General features: G+C 65.5%; 18 protein-coding genes. 8 read left to right on the forward strand and 10 right to left on the reverse strand.

Annotated elements, in window-relative coordinates; translation table 11 throughout:
• The first annotated feature begins 5 nt into the window (after window positions 1–5).
• The gene (locus tag GV368_RS03225; RefSeq protein WP_169115409.1) at window positions 6–359 is read left to right on the forward strand and encodes a DUF5368 domain-containing protein; all 354 of its coding nucleotides are present in this window, start codon (window positions 6–8) and stop codon (window positions 357–359) included.
• A 47-nt stretch (window positions 360–406) separates the two neighbouring features.
• On the opposite strand, the gene nusB is transcribed toward GV368_RS03225, so the two are convergent.
• From nusB to GV368_RS03245, 4 genes are read right to left on the reverse strand one after another with little or no spacing between them, the layout of a single operon-like run.
• Window positions 407–889 carry a transcription antitermination factor NusB gene (nusB, locus tag GV368_RS03230; protein WP_142803993.1) on the reverse strand — a complete coding sequence of 161 codons (483 nt, stop codon included), beginning with the start codon at window positions 887–889 and terminating at the stop codon, window positions 407–409.
• Window positions 886–1,356: a 6,7-dimethyl-8-ribityllumazine synthase gene (ribH, locus tag GV368_RS03235; RefSeq protein WP_169115410.1), complete on the reverse strand. Its 471-nt coding sequence runs from the start codon at window positions 1,354–1,356 to the stop codon at window positions 886–888. The genes nusB and ribH overlap by 4 nt, the downstream gene beginning before the upstream one ends.
• 3 nt (window positions 1,357–1,359) lie before the next feature.
• Window positions 1,360–2,502 carry a bifunctional 3,4-dihydroxy-2-butanone-4-phosphate synthase/GTP cyclohydrolase II gene (gene ribBA, locus GV368_RS03240; RefSeq protein WP_169115411.1) on the reverse strand — a complete coding sequence of 381 codons (1,143 nt, stop codon included), beginning with the start codon at window positions 2,500–2,502 and terminating at the stop codon, window positions 1,360–1,362.
• Window positions 2,499–3,122, reverse strand: a complete 624-nt coding sequence (locus GV368_RS03245) for a riboflavin synthase (RefSeq protein ID WP_169115413.1) — start codon at window positions 3,120–3,122, stop codon at window positions 2,499–2,501. Before GV368_RS03245 ends, ribBA begins: the two co-directional genes overlap by 4 nt.
• Before the next feature lie 90 nt (window positions 3,123–3,212).
• On the opposite strand from GV368_RS03245, the gene GV368_RS03250 reads away from it, so the two are divergent.
• Together GV368_RS03250 and GV368_RS03255 are read left to right on the forward strand one after the other, a co-directional pair.
• Window positions 3,213–3,629, forward strand: coding sequence for a hypothetical protein (locus GV368_RS03250; RefSeq protein WP_037990295.1), 417 nt, complete (start codon window positions 3,213–3,215; stop codon window positions 3,627–3,629).
• Between the two features lie 145 nt (window positions 3,630–3,774).
• Window positions 3,775–4,305 carry a DOMON-like domain-containing protein gene (locus GV368_RS03255; protein WP_169115415.1) on the forward strand — a complete coding sequence of 177 codons (531 nt, stop codon included), beginning with the start codon at window positions 3,775–3,777 and terminating at the stop codon, window positions 4,303–4,305.
• A gap of 156 nt (window positions 4,306–4,461) precedes the next feature.
• On the opposite strand, the gene GV368_RS03260 is transcribed toward GV368_RS03255, so the two are convergent.
• The 5 genes from GV368_RS03260 to GV368_RS03280 all read right to left on the reverse strand — a co-directional run bounded on the left by GV368_RS03260 (window position 4,462) and on the right by GV368_RS03280 (window position 11,600).
• Window positions 4,462–4,893 (reverse strand): A1S_2505 family phage non-structural protein, encoded by a 432-nt coding sequence (locus GV368_RS03260; RefSeq protein ID WP_169115417.1) that lies wholly within the window; start codon window positions 4,891–4,893, stop codon window positions 4,462–4,464.
• 25 nt (window positions 4,894–4,918) lie between these two features.
• Complete coding sequence (gene fumC / locus GV368_RS03265) at window positions 4,919–6,319, reverse strand: class II fumarate hydratase (protein WP_169115419.1); 1,401 nt, start codon at window positions 6,317–6,319, stop codon at window positions 4,919–4,921.
• Window positions 6,320–6,379: 60 nt separating this feature from the next.
• Window positions 6,380–9,397 carry a formate dehydrogenase subunit alpha gene (gene fdhF, locus GV368_RS03270; RefSeq protein ID WP_169115421.1) on the reverse strand — a complete coding sequence of 1,006 codons (3,018 nt, stop codon included), beginning with the start codon at window positions 9,395–9,397 and terminating at the stop codon, window positions 6,380–6,382.
• Window positions 9,398–9,573: 176 nt separating this feature from the next.
• Window positions 9,574–11,130 (reverse strand): formate dehydrogenase beta subunit, encoded by a 1,557-nt coding sequence (locus tag GV368_RS03275; protein WP_169115423.1) that lies wholly within the window; start codon window positions 11,128–11,130, stop codon window positions 9,574–9,576.
• A complete protein-coding gene (locus tag GV368_RS03280; RefSeq protein ID WP_206673242.1) occupies window positions 11,127–11,600 on the reverse strand; it encodes a formate dehydrogenase subunit gamma in 474 nt (157 codons plus the stop codon). Before GV368_RS03280 ends, GV368_RS03275 begins: the two co-directional genes overlap by 4 nt.
• A 390-nt stretch (window positions 11,601–11,990) precedes the next feature.
• On the opposite strand from GV368_RS03280, the gene GV368_RS03285 reads away from it, so the two are divergent.
• The 5 genes from GV368_RS03285 (at window position 11,991) to GV368_RS03305 (ending at window position 17,457) form a co-directional block, all read left to right on the forward strand.
• Entirely contained in the window at window positions 11,991–12,626 is a 636-nt protein-coding gene (locus tag GV368_RS03285; RefSeq protein WP_169115427.1) for a TRAP transporter small permease, read from the forward strand.
• Window positions 12,623–13,906, forward strand: coding sequence for a TRAP transporter large permease (locus GV368_RS03290; RefSeq protein WP_142803982.1), 1,284 nt, complete (start codon window positions 12,623–12,625; stop codon window positions 13,904–13,906). Before GV368_RS03285 ends, GV368_RS03290 begins: the two co-directional genes overlap by 4 nt.
• 53 nt (window positions 13,907–13,959) lie before the next feature.
• Complete coding sequence (locus GV368_RS03295; protein ID WP_142803981.1) at window positions 13,960–14,967, forward strand: TRAP transporter substrate-binding protein; 1,008 nt, start codon at window positions 13,960–13,962, stop codon at window positions 14,965–14,967.
• Window positions 14,968–15,049: 82 nt separating this feature from the next.
• Window positions 15,050–16,582 carry a thymidine phosphorylase family protein gene (locus GV368_RS03300; RefSeq protein WP_169115560.1) on the forward strand — a complete coding sequence of 511 codons (1,533 nt, stop codon included), beginning with the start codon at window positions 15,050–15,052 and terminating at the stop codon, window positions 16,580–16,582.
• The gene (locus GV368_RS03305; protein ID WP_169115429.1) at window positions 16,582–17,457 is read left to right on the forward strand and encodes a ribose-phosphate diphosphokinase; all 876 of its coding nucleotides are present in this window, start codon (window positions 16,582–16,584) and stop codon (window positions 17,455–17,457) included. The genes GV368_RS03300 and GV368_RS03305 overlap by 1 nt, the downstream gene beginning before the upstream one ends.
• Here the strand turns inward: GV368_RS03305 and GV368_RS03310 are convergent.
• On the reverse strand, window positions 17,454–17,903 hold the full coding sequence (locus GV368_RS03310; protein ID WP_169115431.1) for a universal stress protein: 450 nt from the start codon (window positions 17,901–17,903) through the stop codon (window positions 17,454–17,456). The genes GV368_RS03305 and GV368_RS03310 overlap by 4 nt on opposite strands.
• Window positions 17,904–17,944 lie beyond the last annotated feature (41 nt).

Below are 17,944 nucleotides of genomic sequence, written 5' to 3' on the forward strand. Positions count from 1 at the left end.
AGGCAATGAAAGAATTCGATCCGCTGGTGATCCTGGCCGTGTTCCAGGAGATGCTGGGCATCTGGTTGTGGGTGCTGTTGCTGCTGGCTGTGGGGGGCGTGGTCGCTTTTCTCGCCCTGTGGATTCGCGAGCGGCACCTGGTGAGCCGCCGCCTGGTACAGTCGGAGGCGGTCGGTTTGCTCGGTGGGGTGCTCGCGCTCGTGATCATGGCGAAGGTCTCATCTTCGGGCTTTACCGATGCCGGTGGTCCGCTCGACTGGCTCTTGATCGGGGTGATCTACGGCATCGGTTTCATCGGCACCGTCATCCTGGTGTATGCCTTCATGGGCTGGTGGGACCAGTTCCGCCGGCACCCCTAGGGAGACGCTGAAGAAATATTCAGCGTTTCCCTAGGCGCGGGGGCGCTTCAGTGGCTCTTCCGCGCGCTGCGCACCTCGTCGGGGCGCAGCGCCGCGGCGTACTTGTCGAGCACGCCGTTGATGAACTTGTGTCCGTCGGTGCCGCCGTAGCGCTTGGTGAGTTCGATCGCCTCATTGAGGATCACCTTGTAGGCAGTCTCAGGGTGGGCGTGCAGTTCCACGGCGGCGATGAGCAGCACCGCATGTTCCACCGGCGAGAGCTCTTCGACGCGCCGGCGCAGGAAGGGGGTGAGTTCCGCGCGCCAGAGATCGGCGCGGGAGACGGCGCCGCGCAACAGCTCCAGCATCAGTTCGTGGTCTGCTCCGGGAAAGTCTTCGTCCTGGGCGAGCTGCGCCTCGATCTGGGCGAGCGGGTTGTCGGACAAGAGCCATTGGTAGGTGCCCTTGAGGGCGAGTTCGCGGGCGAGCCGTCGGCGCTGGCGGCGCGGGGCACGGTCTTCTTCGGCGGAGGTGAGCAGTTCTTCGTTCATCGGATCGCTTTGCACAGGTTGGCCATTTCCACGGCGGCGCGGGCGCAATCGCGCCCTTTCTCGCTCATGCGGGCGAGCGCCTGTTCGTCGGTGTCGGTGGTGAGCACGCCGTTGGCGATCGGCAACCCCAGGTCGAGACCCACGCGGGTGATGCCGGCGCCCATCTCGTTGGAGACGAGCTCGAAGTGGTAGGTTTCGCCCCGGATCACGGCGCCGAGCGCGATGAGCGCATCGAACCGCCCCGTGCGACCGAAGGTCTGTAGGGCGAGCGGCAGTTCGAGCGCACCGGGGACGGTGGCCAGGCGCACGTCGGTCGGGTCCACGCAGAGGCGGCGCAGCTCGGCGACGCAGGCCGACAGCAGCCCCTCGCCGATATCCTGGTTGAAGCGGCTCATCACCACCGCGATGCGCAGACCTTTACCGTCGAGGTTCTCGTCGTATTCGAAGATGTCGTCATAACGGGCCATGGCTCATCCTTTTGCGGCGGGAGGGTCTTCGAAACCGGTGATCTCCAGCCCGAAGCCGGAGAGGTTGGGAAAACTCATCGGGTGCGACAGCAGGCGCATCTTGCCCACGCCCAGTGCGTGCAGGATCTGTGCGCCCACCCCGACCAGCCGCGGATCCCAGGCACGTCGGCGCGCCGGCGTTTGCGTGAGCACTTCGAGCAGTTCCTGGCCGCTTTGCGGGCGGTGCAGCATGACCATGACCCCGGCCGGGCTCGATGCGATGCGGCGCAGCGCCTCGGGCACCGGTACCGAGTGTCCCGGGGCTTCGGGAGCGAGGAAGTCGAGCACCGAGATGGGTTCGTGCACCCGCACCAGGGTTTCGCGGCTCGCCTCGATCGTGCCGTGGGTGGCGGCGAAATGCACTTCGCCCGTGGTCTCGTCCTGGAAGGCGTAGAGGGTGAAGTCGCCATAGGGGGTGGACACGGCCCGCTCGGCCGCTTTGCGCACCAAGGTCTCGGTACGCAAGCGGTATTCGATGAGGTCGCGGATGGCGCCGATCTTCAGGCCGTGTTTCTTGGCGAATTCGATGAGATCGGGCAGGCGCGCCATCGAGCCGTCTTCGTTGAGGATCTCGCAGATGACGGCGGCGGGCTCGAAGCCGGCCAGTTGCGCCAGATCGCAGCCGGCCTCGGTATGTCCGGCACGGATGAGCACGCCACCCTTGCGCGCCATGAGGGGAAAGATGTGCCCCGGCTGGACGATATCCTCGGGCTTGGCGTGGCGGGCCACGGCCGCACGTACGGTCTGCGCTCGGTCGTGCGCCGAGATGCCGGTGGTGACGCCCCGTGCCGCCTCGATCGAGGTGGTGAAGGCGGTCTCATAGGGGGAGCGATTGTCCTGCACCATGAGCTTGAGCCCGAGCTGCTTGCAGCGCTCTTCGGTGAGCGTCAGGCAGATGAGGCCGCGGCCGTATTTGGCCATGAAGTTGATCGCCTCGGGGGTGACGCATTCGGCGGCGAGCACGAGATCGCCCTCGTTTTCCCTGGCTTCGTCATCGACGAGGATCACCATGTGGCCTTGGCGGATCTCGTCGATGATGGTCTCGATGGGGCTGATTCCTCCGCTCGTGGCAGGCAGAGGAGGCGTGGTCGGGGAGAGGTCGTTCATGGGGAGGGGGTCCTCGCGGCGTATTCGAGCACGCGCGCGCAGTAGCGCGCCAGCGGATCGACTTCGAGATTGACGTGCGCGCCGGGTGCGAGATGCTTCAGCGTGGTTTGCGCCAGCGTGTGCGGGATGAGGTTGATGGAAAAAATGCAGGAGCCGTCGGGCGCGTCGCGCACGGCGTTGACGGTGAGGCTCACGCCATCGACGGCCACCGAGCCTTTGCGGGCAAGGAAAGGGGCGAGCGCCGCCGGGGCGCGGATCTCGAGCAGGGTGCTATTGCCCACGGGTGCGAAGCGCTCGACGAGGCCGATGCCATCGACGTGGCCGGTGACGAGATGTCCGCCGAGCGCATCGCCCAGGCGCAGGGCCTTTTCGAGGTTGAGCTCGCGGCCGGGTTCGTTCAAGCCCACCGAGCAGGCGAGCGTCTCGCCCGAGACGTCGTATTCGAGCACCGTCCCCTGCCGCGCCACCACGGTCAGGCATACGCCGCTGTGGGCGATGCTGTCGCCCAGGCGGACGTCTTCGAGCTCGAGCGCGCGCGAATCGACGGCGATGTGCACGCCATCGGCAAGGGGCGTGACGTCGACCAGGCGTCCGATGCCCATCACGATACCGGTAAACATGGCATCCTCGCAGATCGGGCAAAAATGGAATTTTACGGGAAAGCCGTGGATTGCGGGGTAAAATCGGCCAAACCCTGTAGGAGTAGAACCATGGCTCGCAATCAAGTTCCGCCGATGGATCCGGCCTCTCTCTACCGTGAGGAGCTTTATCTCGACCGCCGTGTCGGTTCGATTCGCCGGCTGATTCCCGTCACCGTCGAGGGGGCGCCCGATCCCGCCCGGACGGAAGTCTTCAGCGGCTCGATCACCGTGATGACCCCCATGGGGGCTTTGCCCATCAGCTTCGAGATTCCGGCGAAGACGCTCGCCGAGGCGGTGGCCGGCTTTGCCGCGGCCGCCGAGAAAAAAATCGAGGAGACGATGGACGAACTGCGCCGCCTGGAGCTGGAGCAGTCTTCGCTGCTCGCGCAGAGTGCGCTGGCCGGCACCGACCTGCGCGGCGGTGGTCCCGGCGGCGGGGCGGGGGGTCTGGGCGGTCTGGGTGGCGGAGGGCTCATCCTGCCCTAAGGAAACGCTGAAGAAATGAGCGAGCGGGATGAAGCGAAGGCGCACGGAGCGCAGCGACCGAGACATATCGAGTAGATAGGCGAGGGAGCGAGCACCGCGCAACGCAGCGATTCGCCCGCGCAGCCAATTATTCAGCGTTTCCCTGATGCGCGTCGCGCTTCACCCCCATCCCGAGTCCGCGGCGTTCGGCGAGTTCGCCCTGGAGGTGGAGCTCGAGCGCCAGGATGGGGCGTTCGTGCTTGGCTATACCCTGCGAGGCGAAGTGGAGCGGTTGCGCGTCCCCGACGCCGGCGCACCCCTGCCGCCGCAGCGGTTGTGGGAGCACACCTGCTTCGAGCTCTTCCTCGCCCGTGAAGGCAGCAGCGGGTACCGCGAATTCAACTTCTCGCCCAGCGGCCAATGGGCGTTCTATCGCTTTTCCGCCTACCGCGAACCCGCGCCGGCGCCTCGGCCCCCGGCCCCTCGCCTGCGCTGGCAGCGTGCGCCCGGCCGCCTGGGCCTTCGAGTTCGGCTCGCCCCTGAATCGCTGCCTGCCGGAGAGGGCGCGCTGCGCCTGGGTCTGACCGCCGTGCTCGAAGGGCATGGGGGAGAATTTTCCTGGTGGGCGCTGGCGCACCCGCCGGGTCGGCCGGATTTTCATGCGCCCGAGGGATTCGCGCTGCGGTGGGAAGGGTGATTCCGCCCCTCACGTTTTCGCAAGGGAGACGCTGAAGAAATGAGCGAGCGGGATGAAGCGCAAGGCGCACGGAGCGCAGCGACCGAGACATATCGAGTGGATAGGCGAGGGAGCGAGCACCGCGCAACGCAGCGATTCGCCCGCGCAGCCAATTATTCAGCGTTTCCCAAGAAGATAAGGCCGCCACTTCTCGGCAAACGAGCAGCGACCGATGGCGATGAGCGGCCGGAAGAGCGGGGCGATCTGCTCGTCGCGGTAGCCGGCGATGCCGCAGCCCACACGGGTGACGAAGAAGCGCAACTGCGGATGCTCGGCGACGAAGCGGATGAAGCGCTCGACGTAGCGCGCGATCTCTTCGAGCGGCAGGACCTCGAAGTGCTCGTCCAGCGTAGGGATGGCGAAGGAGTGTCGCGGCGGGGCGCCCATGTAGCCCCAGCCTACGCCCATCTGCGCGCCGAAGCGGCGCACCGCCTCGGCGGCTGCCCCGCCTCCGTGCATGCCGGCGAGGTTGGAGCCGAAGACGAAGACTTCGCCGTGCTGCGGTACGCTGCCGTCGGGGTGGAAGGTGATGCCGTCGTCTTGGCTCATGGCGTTTCCTCCGTGGATCTCCGGTTCAGTGCATGCCCGGCCGGGTCATGGCGAGGGGATTGACCCAGCGGTCGAACTCCTCGGCCGTGAGGTAGCCCAGCTCGACGGCCGCCTGCTTGAGCGTCTTGCGCTCGGCCGCGGCTTTCTTGGCGATGGCGGCGGCCTTGTCATAGCCGATGTGCGGGTTGAGCGCCGTGACCAGCATGAGGTTGCGTTCGAGGTGCTCGCGGATGCGCTCGCGGTTGGGCTGCATGTCACGGGCACAGTAGCGATCGAACGCGAGGATGGACTGCGACAGCAGTTCGATGCTCTCGAGCGCCGCATGCGCCATGAGCGGTTTATAGACGTTGAGCTGGAAGTTGCCCTGGTTGCCGGCAAAGGCGATGGCCGTGTCGTTGGCGAAGACGCGCACGCACACCATGGTGAGCGCCTCGCACTGGGTGGGATTGACCTTGCCCGGCATGATGGAGCTGCCCGGTTCGTTGGCGGGCAGGATCAGCTCGCCGATGCCTGCATCCGGCCCCGAGGCGAGCCAGCGCACGTCGTTGGCCATTTTGAAGAGCGCATTGGCGAGCGTACGCAGGGCCGCCGAGACGTTGACCAGCGCGTCGTGCGCGGCGAGCGCCGCGAAGCGGTTGCGGGCACTGCGAAAGGGGATGCCCGTCTCACGGGCGATGTATTCGGCGCACATTTCCCCGAAGCGGGGATGGGCGTTGAGCCCGGTGCCCACGGCCGTGCCGCCGATGGCCAGTTCGTGCAACCCTTCTTCGGCCATGCGCAGGAAGTCGAGGGCGTCTTCGATCTGCGCCACCCAGGAGCCGATCTCTTGCCCCAGGGTGATGGGGGCGGCGTCCATGAGGTGTGTGCGGCCGGTCTTGACGAGTTCGGCGTATTCCTCGGCCTTGCGCGCCAGCGTGTCGCGTAGCGTCTGCACCGCGGGATGGAGGTGCCGGCGCAGTTCCAGCACCGTGGCCACGTACATCGCCGTGGGGAAGGTGTCGTTCGAAGACTGGCCGCGGTTGACGTGATCGTTGGGATGAACGGGAGATTTGCTGCCCAAAGGCTGGCCGGCGAGCTCATTGGCGCGATTGGCGATGACCTCGTTGGCGTTCATGTTGCTGTGCGTGCCGCTGCCGGTCTGGAAGACGACGAGGGGGAAGTGATCGTCGAGCTTGCCCTCGATCACTTCCTGGGCGGCGCGCACGATGAGTTCGGCGAGTTCCTTCGGCAATTCGCCCAGTTCGGCATTGGCTTGCGCCGCCGCTTTCTTGAGAATGCCGAGTGCCCGGATGATGGGCAGCGGCATGCGGTGGTTTCTCACCCCGATGGGGAAATGCTCCAGCGAGCGCTGGGTTTGCGCACCCCAGTAGCGGTCGGCCGGGACCCAGACTTCCCCCAGCGTGTCGGTTTCGCGGCGTTTGTCCATGGTTACGGCCTCCAACGGACGGAATCGAATCCATTGTAGTCCGTGGAGTGCGCTTCGTCGTCACGTGACCCGTTCAAGCAACGACCGGGCTGCCTCGCGCACCAAAGGGGAGAGGGAATGCTCCTCCGTCTGTAGGCACTGCACGAGGCGTTCGCGCATCGTCGGGTGCCAGAATTTTTCCAGATGCTCGGCGATGGCGCGCACGGCGGCTTCGCGCTCGGGCTGCGCCGCGAAAAATTCGCCGATCTGGTTGGCCATCTCGACCAGTTTGTGCGGCAGATCGAAAGCGGGCGGCAATTCATCGACGAAGGAGGGCGAGTCCATGGTCGCGTCCACGCGACGAACTTGCACCGCAGTGACTTTGTATTCTGGGCAGTTCGTGGCCCAGTCGGAGCTGCTGGTGATGAGCGCGTTGGTGCGCGATTCCGGGAAGTGGAAGGTGGTGAAAACGAGGCCGGGCTGTAGACGGTCGTCGAGCACGGCGCGCAGGATCGTCGATCCGACCTGGCTTTCGAGGTGCACGCGGTCGCCGTCGGCGATGCCGCGGGCGGCGGCGTCCTCGGGGTGGAGGTGCAGCAGGTCGGCGTCGTCCCAGAGGGTATTGGCGGTGCGCCGGGTCTGCGTGCCGACGTTGTACTGCGAGAGGATGCGGCCGGTGGTGAGGATCAGGGGGAAACGTGCATCCGGATGCTGTGGGGTCGGGACGTACTCGGTGAGGAGGAACGCGCCTTTGCCGCGCACGAAGCCATCGACGTGCAGCACCGGCGTGCCGTCGGGGGCCTCGTCGTTGCAAGGCCATTGCAGGCTGCCGCGCGCCTCGAGCTTGGCGTAGCTCACGCCGCGGAATTGGGGCGTGAGCCGAGCGATCTCGTCCATGATCTCGGCGGGATGCGTATAGGTCATGGGGTAACCGAGCGCCGAGGCGAGCTTTTGCGTCACTTGCCAATCTTCGTATCCGGCCAAGGGGGGCATCACTTGGCGCACGCGGGAGATGCGCCGTTCGGCGTTGGTGAACGTGCCGTTCTTTTCGAGGAAAGAGGCCCCAGGGAGAAAGACGTGGGCGTAGGCAGCCGTTTCATTGAGGAAGAGGTCCTGCACCACCACGCATTCCATCGCAGCGAGCGCCGCCCGTACGTGCCTCTGGTTGGGTTCGGATTGGACGAGGTCCTCGCCCTGGAGGTAGAGCCCCTTGAACCGTCCGGCGCGGGCTTCGGCGAGCATGTTGGGCAGTCGCAGCCCCGGCTCGGACGACAGCGGCACGCCCCAGGCGGCTTCGAACAGGGCACGGGTCGGCGCATCGGAAACGTGGCGGTAGCCGGGAAATTCATGGGGAAAGGAACCCATGTCGCAGGAACCCTGCACGTTGTTCTGACCACGCAGCGGATTGACGCCGACGCCGGGGCGGCCGAAGTTGCCCGTGGCCATGGCGAGGTTGGCGATCGCGATCACGGCTGTGGCGCCCTGCCGGTGTTCCGTCACTCCCAGGCCGTAATAGATCGCGGCGTTGGGGGCGTTGGCGTAGAGGCGGGCGGCCGCGCGGACCGACGCAGCCGGCACGCCGGTGATCGCGGCACTGGCTTCGGGGCTGTGGCGGGGCTGGGCGATGAAGTCGCGCCATTGGGCAAATGCTTCGGGTTCGCAGCGCTCGGCGACGAACGCTTCGTCGACCAGCCCTTCGCTGACGATCACGTGGGACAGGGCGTTGAGTAGCGCGACGTTGGTACCGGGTTTGAGCGGTAGGTGATACGTGGCGCGAACGTGGGTGCCACGGACGAGCTCGGTGGCGCGCGGATCGATGACGATGAGGCGTGCGCCTTGCCGCAGACGGCGTTTGAGGCGAGCCCCGAATACCGGGTGGGCTTCGGTGGGGTTGGCGCCGATCACGAGGATCACGTCGGCGTGCATCACCGAGGCGAAATCCTGGGTTCCGGCCGATTCGCCGAGCGTGCGCTTCAGGCCGTAGCCGGTGGGCGCGTGACAGACGCGGGCGCAGGTATCGACGTTGTTGTTGCCGAAAGCGGCGCGCACCAGCTTTTGCACGAGGTAGGTTTCCTCGTTGGTGCAGCGGCTCGAGGTAATGCCCCCGACGGATTCCCGTCCGTATTTTGCCTGTATGCGGGCGAATTCGGCGGCAGCGTAAGCGATCGCTTCGTCCCAACTCACGGCTTGCCATGGATCGTGGATCGATTGGCGGATCAGCGGCGTGGTGATGCGATCGGGATGGGTGGCGTAACCGAAGGCGAACCGCCCCTTGACGCACGAATGCCCTTCGTTGGCGCGCCCGGACGCGGCGGGGACCATGCGGATCACTTCGTTGCCCTTCATCTCGGCCTTGAAGGAGCAACCCACGCCGCAATAGGCGCAGGTGGTGACGATGGCGCGGTCCGGCAGACCTTTCTCGTGCACCGCCGTTTCATTCAAGGCCGCAGTCGGACAAGCCTGGACACAGGCGCCGCAGGAGACGCATTCGGAGTCGCGAAAAGGCTCCGCCTGCCCTGCCGCCACGCGGGTGGCAAAGCCGCGCCCGTCGAGCGTGAGCGCGAACGTACCCTGGATTTCGCCACAAGCACGCACGCAACGGGCACAGACGATGCATTTGTCCGGGTCGAAACGGAAGTAGGGATTGCTCGTGTCCATGGGCGAGGCGCAGCCCGGTTCGGGGCGGGCATAGCGCACTTCGCGCACGCCGACGAGCGCCGCCATCTCCTGGAGTTCGCAGTCGCCATTGGCGCTGCAGGTGAGGCAGTCGAGCGGATGCTCGGAGAGGTAGAGTTCCATCACGCCCCGGCGCAGCCGCGCCAGGGTCTCGGTTTGCGTCTGCACCCGCATGCCCTCGGCGACCGGCGTGGTGCAGGATGCCGGCGTGCCGCGCACCCCCTCGATCTGCACCAGGCACAGCCGACAAGAACCATAGGGCTCGAGGCGGTCGCAGGCGCACAGCCGCGGGATGCGCAGACCCAGCCGCTCGGCGGCTTGCAGGATGGTCGTGCCCGCCGGAACCCGGATCGAGAACCCATCGATCGAGAGCGTGACCTGGGACGGGGTAGTTTTCTCGGTTGACAGAGGGGCAAAAGGCATCGGAGGTCTCCAGGACGGCCGGACGTGGCCTAGGGAAACGCTGAATAATTGGCTGCGCGGGCGAATCGCTGCGTTGCGCGGTGCTCGCTCCCTCGCCTATCCACTCGATATGTCTCGGTCGCTGCGCTCCGTGCGCCTTGCGCTTCATCCCGCTCGCTCATTTCTTCAGCGTCTCCCTAGCCCAGCCTACTGCGGGCAGCGGCGGCCGTGAAATCTTCGGGGAAGTGCTCCAAGGCGCTGAGCACCGGATAAGGCGTCATGCCACCCAGCGCGCAGAGCGATCCCAGGCGCATCGTCTCGCCGAGGTCGCGCAACAGGGCGAGCTTGGCCTCCACCTGGCGGCCCGCGAGCACATCGTCCATCACTTCGACGCCGCGGGTCGAACCGAGGCGGCAGGGCGTGCATTTACCGCACGATTCGGCGGCACAGAACGCCAGTGCGTGCCGCGCCATCCGGGCCATGTCGACGGTGTCGTCGAACGCCACGATGCTGCCGTGTCCGAGGACCGCGCCCTGGGCGGCGAAGACTTCGTAGTCGAGGGGGAGGTCGAAGTGCGCGGCCGGTACATAGGCGCCGAGCGGGCCACCGACTTGCACGGCGCGCAGCGGCCGTCCCGTGGCCGAACCGCCGCCATAGTCGTAGAGGATCTCGCGCAGGCTGATGCCAAAGGGTTGTTCGATGAGGCCTGGCCGGGCGATGTTGCCCGCGAGCTGGATCGGCAGCGTGCCGCGCGAACGGCCGGTACCGAGCTGCTGGTAGGCTTCGGCCCCTTCGGCGAGGATGTAAGGGACGGTGGCAAGCGTCAGGACGTTATTGACGAGCGTGGGCTGGCCGAAGAGGCCGCGCAGCGCCGGCAGCGGCGGTTTGCTGCGCACTATGCCGCGCTTGCCCTCGAGGCTCTCGAGTAGCGCCGTCTCCTCGCCGCAGACATAGGCTCCGGCGCCGAGCCGGACTTCCAAATCGAATCGTTTGCCGCTGCCGGCGACGTCCGCGCCCAGATAGCCGGCGCGGTAGGCGGTAGCGAGGGCGCGCTCCAACGTAGCGTGGGCGTGCGGATATTCGACGCGCAGGTAGATATAGCCTTGGGTCGCGCCAACGGCGAGTGCGGCGATGGTCATCCCTTCGATCAAGGCGAAGGGGTCGCCTTCCATGATCAGCCGATCGGCGAAACTGCCGGAATCCCCTTCGTCGGCATTGCCGACGATGTATTTGACGTCTCCCGGAGCCTCACGGACCGTGTTCCACTTGATGCCGGCAGGAAAGGCTGCGCCGCCGCGCCCGCGCAGGCCGGAGGCGGTGATCGCCGCGATGATTTCCTCCGGGGTATGTTCGAGCGCACGGTGCAGGCCACGATAGCCGCCGTGGGCGAGATAATCGTCGAGATCGAGCGGATCGATGAGGCCGACCCGGGCGCACGTCAGTCGCTGTTGACGTTGCAGGTAGGGAATCTGCTCGATGGGTCCGAGTCGGGTGGGGTGCGCCCCTCCTGCGAGAAACCCCGCATCGAAGAGCTCCGGGACGTCTTGCGCTTGCACCGGCCCATAGGCGATGCGTCCAGCGAGCGTGACGACTTCGACCAAAGGTTCGAGCCAGAACAGACCGCGCGAGCCGTTGCGCGCGAGCCGCAGGTCGACCCCGCGCTGCGCGGCTTCGCGTTGAATCGCCTCGGCGAGCGCCTCGGCCCCCACGGCCAGTGCGCTCGAATCCCGCGGCACATAGACGGTCACGCTCATACCAACCCCTTCTCGCGCAAGAGTTCGTCCAGGCGCGCCGGCGTCATACGCCCGTAGACCTCGCCGTCGAACTGCAGGGCCGGGGAGCAGCCGCATTGCCCCAGGCAATACACCGGCTCCAGCGTCACCGCCCCGTCGGCGCGCGTGCCATGGAACTCGCAACCGAGCCGTTCCTTGGCATGCTCGGCCAGATGCTCGCCCCCCATGGCCAGGCAGGATTCGCCACGGCAAATCTGCAGTACGTGCGCCCCCGGCGCTTGCTCGCGAAAATGAGGATAAAAACTGATCACGCCGTGAATTTCGGCACGCGAGCGATCGAGCGCCTCGGCGATCAACGGGACGCTGCCGCGCGGCACGTGACCGAATTCGGCTTGCAGCGCGTGCAGGATGGGCAGCAGCGCACCGGGCCGCTCTTTGTGCGCGTCGATCACGCGCCGGACGGTGGTTTCATCCCACGCCGAAGGGGTCATGCCGCGCTCCACGGAACCAGAAAAGCCAATAATTTCGATTAGAGGCATAAACCATTTTTGTGTCAAGAGGATGGAGTGATCTATGCCGAGCGAGGCGGATACCCCAGGGGCTACGCGAATGAGCGGCTCGAGGACATGGCGGCGTTCTCCGATGCTCGGACGTCGGCTTGCCCCCGTGCCCCGACCCTTTGGCCGGTCTGGGATCTTGCGCTCTGGGCGTTCTCGTCCTGCAACCGTTCGCGACGGTTGTTCGCGCTGCCGTTATAATGCCCACTGACGGTCGGAGGACACGTGCTGCGCTGCCCTATAGGGGTTTCCCTAGTGGCGCCCGCCCATGGAGATCGCTACACTGCGCGCCTTTGCCCAAGCGCGCCCTTGCCGGGAGAGAGGATGTTTCGCCGCCTGCTCGATCGACTCGAAGAATTCACCATCGGCGCTCTGCTGGCCATCTCGACCCTGGTCATCTTTCTGGCCGTGGTGCATCGCTATCTTGCGGGTTTTGCCATCCCTTACCTGCAAGATTGGCTCCTAGGATTCCATTTCGGCTGGGCGCAGGAATTCGCCATGATCTGTGCCGTGTGGATGGCGAAGTTCGGGGCGGCTTATGGCGTGCGTACCGGCATTCACGTGGGGGTAGATCTACTGGTGATGCGCCTGCATGGCGGCGCACGCCGCGCGTGCATCACTCTGGGGCTGCTATGTGGCCTGCTCTTTTGCGGCTTGCTCGTGTGGTACGGTGTGCGTTTGGTATGGGAAAACGGCGCGGCGTACGCCTGGTATACCGGTTTGGGGCGAGATCCCGGGCCCTATTTCGAGGGTCCGCTCACGGCCGATCTGGAATGGCCTTCCTGGATGGTATATCTCGCCATCCCCTTGGGCAGTGCCTTGATGGGCTGGCGTTTCCTCGAAGTCTTGCTCGGCTATTGGCGTGACGGCACCTTGCCGCAGCATCGCGTGGCGCACGTCAAGGGGCTGGACGAGGGTGAGGGGGTGCCGCCCTCGGTCGAGCAGGGAGCGAGCCGATGAGCGCCGCCATTCTCTTCGGTATGCTCTTCGTGCTCATGCTGGTGGGCATGCCCATCGGCGTGGCGCTGGGGCTGACGGTCATCACGTATATGGCGTTCTGGACGCCGGTGCCGCTCGAATCCGTAGCCCTGAAGATGTTTACCGGCATCGAGAAATTCGAGCTCCTCGCCATTCCATTCTTCATCCTGGCCGGCACCTTCTTGACGAGCGGTGGGGTGGCGAGGCGCATGATCCGGTTCGCCAATTCCATGGTCGGGCACGTCACCGGCGGCCTGGGGATGACGGCGGTACTCGCTTGCGCGCTCTTCGCGGCCGTTTCGGGATCTTCTCCGGCCACGGTACTGGCCATCGGTTCCATCCTCATTCCGGCCATGCTCAAACAGGGTTATTCGCGCCGTTTCGCGATCGGTACCGTGGCTTCGGCCGGTGGTCTGGGGATCCTCATCCCGCCGTCCATCGTGATGGTGATGTACGCGGTCACGACCAATACCTCGATCGGGGCCCTCTTCATGGCTGGCGTGCTGCCGGGGCTCGTGCTGGTGCTCATGCTCGGGGCCATCACGTATTGGCAGGCAAGGAAACACGGTTTCGCGCGCGAAGCGAAGGTCTCCTGGCGCGAGCGCTGGCAGGCCCTGCGTGAGGCTTTCTGGGGTCTGCTGCTCATCGTCATCGTCATGGGGGGGATCTACGCCGGCATCTTCACTGCCACCGAGGCCGCGGCCATGAGCGCCGTCTATGCCGCAGTGATTGCGCTCTTCGTCTATCGTGACATGACTTGGCGCGACGTACCCCGGGTCTTGGTCGACTCGGCCAACATGTCCTCCATGCTCTTCTTCATCATCGCCTCGGCTTCGCTCTTTTCTTTCATCCTCACCAGCGAGCAGATCCCTCAGATGCTCGCGCAGGCGATCATCGATCTGGGGTTGGGGCCGATCGGGTTCCTGCTGGTGGTCAACGTGCTGTTGCTCCTGGCGGGCAATCTGATGGAGCCCTCTTCGATCATCCTCATCCTCGCCCCCATTCTCTTTCCGGTGGCGGTGGCACTGGGCATCGATCCGATCCACTTCGGCGTGATCATGACCGTCAACATGGAAATCGGCATGATCACCCCTCCGGTGGGGCTCAATCTCTTCGTGGCCAGCGGCATCACCGGCGCCGGCTTGGGCGAGACCTCGCGTGCCGTGATCCCTTGGCTGCTGACCATGCTCGTCTTTCTCGTCTTGGTCACGTACTGGCCGACTTTGTCGCTGGCGTTGCCCCAGGCGCTGGGAATGATGTAAAGTGTGATGACGATTTCGCATCGTCCATTTTCCATGCCATCGGGAGGGAAAACATGAAATTGAAAATGATGATCGGCGCGCTGGCGCTGGTGGCGACGATGGGGGTGGCGCAGGCGGCCGAACCCATCCTGCTCAAATTCAGCCACGTGGTGGCCGAAGATACCCCCAAGGGCAAGGGAGCGCTGAAATTCAAGGAGCTGGCCGAAAAATACACCGAAGGGAAGGTCAAGGTCGAGGTCTATCCCAACAGTACGCTCTACAAGGACAAGGAAGAACTCGACGCGCTGCAGATGGGGGCGGTGCAGATGCTGGCGCCCTCGTTGGCGAAGTTCGGTCCTTTGGGGGTGCGTCAGTTCGAGGTGTTCGACCTGCCTTACATCTTCGAGGGCTATGAAGACCTGCACAAGGTGACCTACGGCCCCGTCGGCAAGAAACTGTTCGCCGAGCTCGAGCCGAAGGGCATCAAAGGGTTGGCCTACTGGGACAACGGCTTCAAGGTGTTCTCGGCCAACCGGCCGCTGCGCAAACCCGAAGACTTCAAAGGGTTGAAAATGCGCATCCAATCTTCCAAGGTGCTCGAGGCGCAGATGCGTGCCCTCGGCGCCATCCCGCAGGTGATGGCGTTCTCCGAGGTATATCAGGCCCTGCAGACCGGGGTGGTCGATGGGACCGAAAATCCGCCCTCCAATCTCTATACCCAAAAAATGCACGAGGTGCAGAAGTACGTCACCCTGTCGGATCATGGCTACCTCGGCTACGCCGTGATCGTCAACAAGCGCTTCTGGGATGGCCTGCCCGATGAGGTGCGCGCGGCGCTGGAGAAGGCCATGGAAGAGGCCACCGTTTATGCCAATGATATCGCTGCGGAAGAGAATGCCAAGGCGATCGAGGCGGTGAAGGCCGCAGGGACGAGCGAGATCATCACCTTGAGCGCCGAGGAGAAACTGGCGCTGAAGAAGGCGCTCGTGCCGGTGCATGAGCAGATGAGCGGGCGTATCGGTCGCTCGGTGATCGAAGAGGTCTATCAGGCCACCGGCTTCGATCCCAAATCCTTGCGCTGACGTGGCAGGAACTCAGGGGACGGGGCGAAGAGAGGGGCATCCGCCCGCCCCGTCCGGCGGCAAATCGGGTGGCCCGGTCACGTTGGCCCTGCGTCGCGTGGCCATCGACACCTACCGCGAAAACGTCGCCTATCTGCACCGGGAGTGTTCGGTCGTGCGCGCCGAGGGATTCCAGGCGCTGGCCAAGATCGAAGTAGGGCAGAATGGCGAGCGGCACATCCTCGCCACGCTCAACGTGGTCGATGACGCGAACCTCGTCGGGGTGGCAGAGGTCGGGCTTTCGCTCGAGGCTTTCGCCCAGCTGGGCCTGCCCGAAGGGGCGAAGGTGACGGTGGCGCAGGCCGAGCCGCCGGAATCCATGGGGGCGCTGCGGCGCAAGCTCTCCGGCGAGCGCCTTCGCCCCCAGGAGTTTTTGGGCATCGTTCGGGACATCGCCGAACGGCATTATTCCAAGATCGAGCTCACTGCCTTCGTGGTGGCCACGCACCACAACGAGCTCGATCGCGAGGAAGTGTATTTCCTCACCGATGCCATGACCCAGGTCGGCCGGCGGCTCGACTGGCACGAACGCCCCGTGGTCGACAAGCACTGCATCGGCGGCATTCCGGGCAACCGTACTTCCATGCTGGTGGTGCCCATCGTCGCCGCGCACGGGATGCTCTGCCCCAAGACCTCCTCCCGGGCGATCACCTCGCCGGCTGGTACCGCCGACACCATGGAAGTGCTGGCCGAGGTCGAGCTATCCATCGGGAAGATGGAGCGGATCGTGCGCCAGCTACGGGGCTGCCTCGCCTGGGGCGGGACGGCGAATCTTTCTCCTGCCGACGACGTGCTCATCTCGGTCGAGCGGCCTCTGGCGATCGACGCGCCGGGGCAGATGGTGGCCTCCATCCTCTCGAAGAAGCTCGCGGCGGGTTCGACCCATCTCGTGCTCGACATCCCACTGGGGCCGACGGCCAAAGTGCGTTCGATGCGTGAGGCGCTCCAGCTGCGCAAGCTCTTCGAATACGTGGCGCACCGATTGGGCTTGATGATCGACGTGGTCATCACCGACGGGCGCCAGCCGGTGGGATTCGGCATCGGACCGGTGCTGGAGGCGCGCGACGTGATGCGCGTGCTGGAAAACGACCCGCGCGCGCCCATCGATCTGCGCCAGAAAGCGCTGCGGCTCGCCGGACGAGTGATCGAATTCGACCCCGACGTGCGTGGCGGCGAGGGGTTCGCAATCGCCCGCGACATCCTCGATTCGGGACGCGCCTTGGCCAAGATGCGCGCCATCGTCAAGGCGCAGGGAGAAAAACCGTTCGATCACAATGCGCCGCCGCTTGCGACGCAATGGTTCGAGGTGACGGCGCCCGTCGAGGGAGTCGTCACCGAAATCGACAACTTGCACCTGGCCCAGATCGCTCGGCAGGCAGGGGCGCCAAAGGTCAAGGGTGCTGGCGTGGATCTGTTCAAGAAACTGGGCGATCCCGTTGCCCGAGGCGAGCCGCTCTACCGCGTCTATGCCCAATATCCAGCGGATTTACTGTTCGCGCGGCGCAGCTGTGAGCGGGCCACGGGCTATCGCATCGGGGCCCCGTCAGAGGTGGTCGAGGTCTATACGGAGTTCTGATGCTGCTCTTTTTTCCCGAAGAAGAAGGGCTCGCGCGGCGGCTGGCCTCGGCGATCGGCTGCGAACCGGTGCCGATCGAGCGTCACCGTTTCCCCGATGGCGAAATCAAGCTGCGCCTGCCCGAGCGGCTGCCCGACAAGGTCGTGTTGCTGCGCGGCCTCGATCATCCCAATGAAAAGCTCGTCGAGCTGCTGCTCGCCGGGTCTGGGCTGCACGAGGCGGGGGTACGGCGCATCGTGCTGGCGGCGCCGTATTTTCCCTACTTGCGTCAGGACAAGGCGTTTGCCCCTGGAGAAGTGGTGAGCGCCTTCGTGGTGGGACGTTTCGTCGCGTCCTGCGTCGAGGCGCTCGTCACCGTCGATCCGCATCTGCACCGCATCGCTCGGCTCGACGAGGCCGTGCCGGTCTCTCCTGCGCTCGCCCTGAGTGCTGCGCCGCTCCTCGGTGAGCTCGCGGTGCGCGAGCGTGGGCGACCGCTCCTCGTCGGCCCCGACGAAGAGTCGCGCGCCTGGGTCGAGGCGGCCGCGCGGGCCGTCGGCCTGGACTGCGCCGTGGGGCGGAAGGAGCGGCGCGGCGACCGGGACGTCGAGGTGACCCTGCCCAAGGGGCTGGACGTCCGTGGCCGGGCGGTGGTGGTGGTCGACGACGTGGCGAGCACCGGGCGCACGCTCGCCCAAACCGTGCGAACCCTGTGCGCGGCCGGGGCGGCATCGGTGGACGTGGCGGTGACGCATGCGCTCTTCGTCGAGGATGCGCTCGAGACCGTGCGTGCAGCCGGTGCCGGAGCGATCTGGAGCACCGACACGATCGCGCACCCCACGAACGCGGTGAGCGTGGCGCCGCTGATGGCACAGGCGATTCTTGCCGCCTTTTAGGCGTTCGCTTCCTGGTGCTTCATCGCCACCAGCAGGCTGCACGGCAGTGTATCGAGCAGCGAGTGCCCCACCGAGCCGTGCCACCAGCGATCGAGGGGGCCACGCCGGCGGTGACCGACGACCACCAGGTCCGCATGCACTTCTTCGGCATACTCCCCGATCACCGGTGCCGCTTCGCCCACTCGGACGACTCCGTCGACTTCCAATCCGGCATTTCTGAAGCGCTCGATGCCTTCTTCCAGGATGTGATTGATGCGGGCGTAGTTTTCGTCGAGGCAGTCTTCCGGAACCACTACTTGGGAATACTTGGCTTCGGGTGGAACCGCCATCACCGCGAGTAGGTGGCAGCGCGCGCCGACGAGGCCGGCGAGATCGATTCCTTCGGACAATGCGGCTTGCCCTTCGGCGCTGCCGTCGTAGGCGAAGACGATGGTACGGTAGGTCATGGCGACCCCTCTGGCTGGCCTGGGTTCAGTGTAATCGGTGC

The sequence above is a fragment of the Tepidiphilus baoligensis genome (genome assembly GCF_012911495.1).
Classification (GTDB): Bacteria; Pseudomonadota; Gammaproteobacteria; order Burkholderiales; family Rhodocyclaceae; genus Tepidiphilus; species Tepidiphilus olei.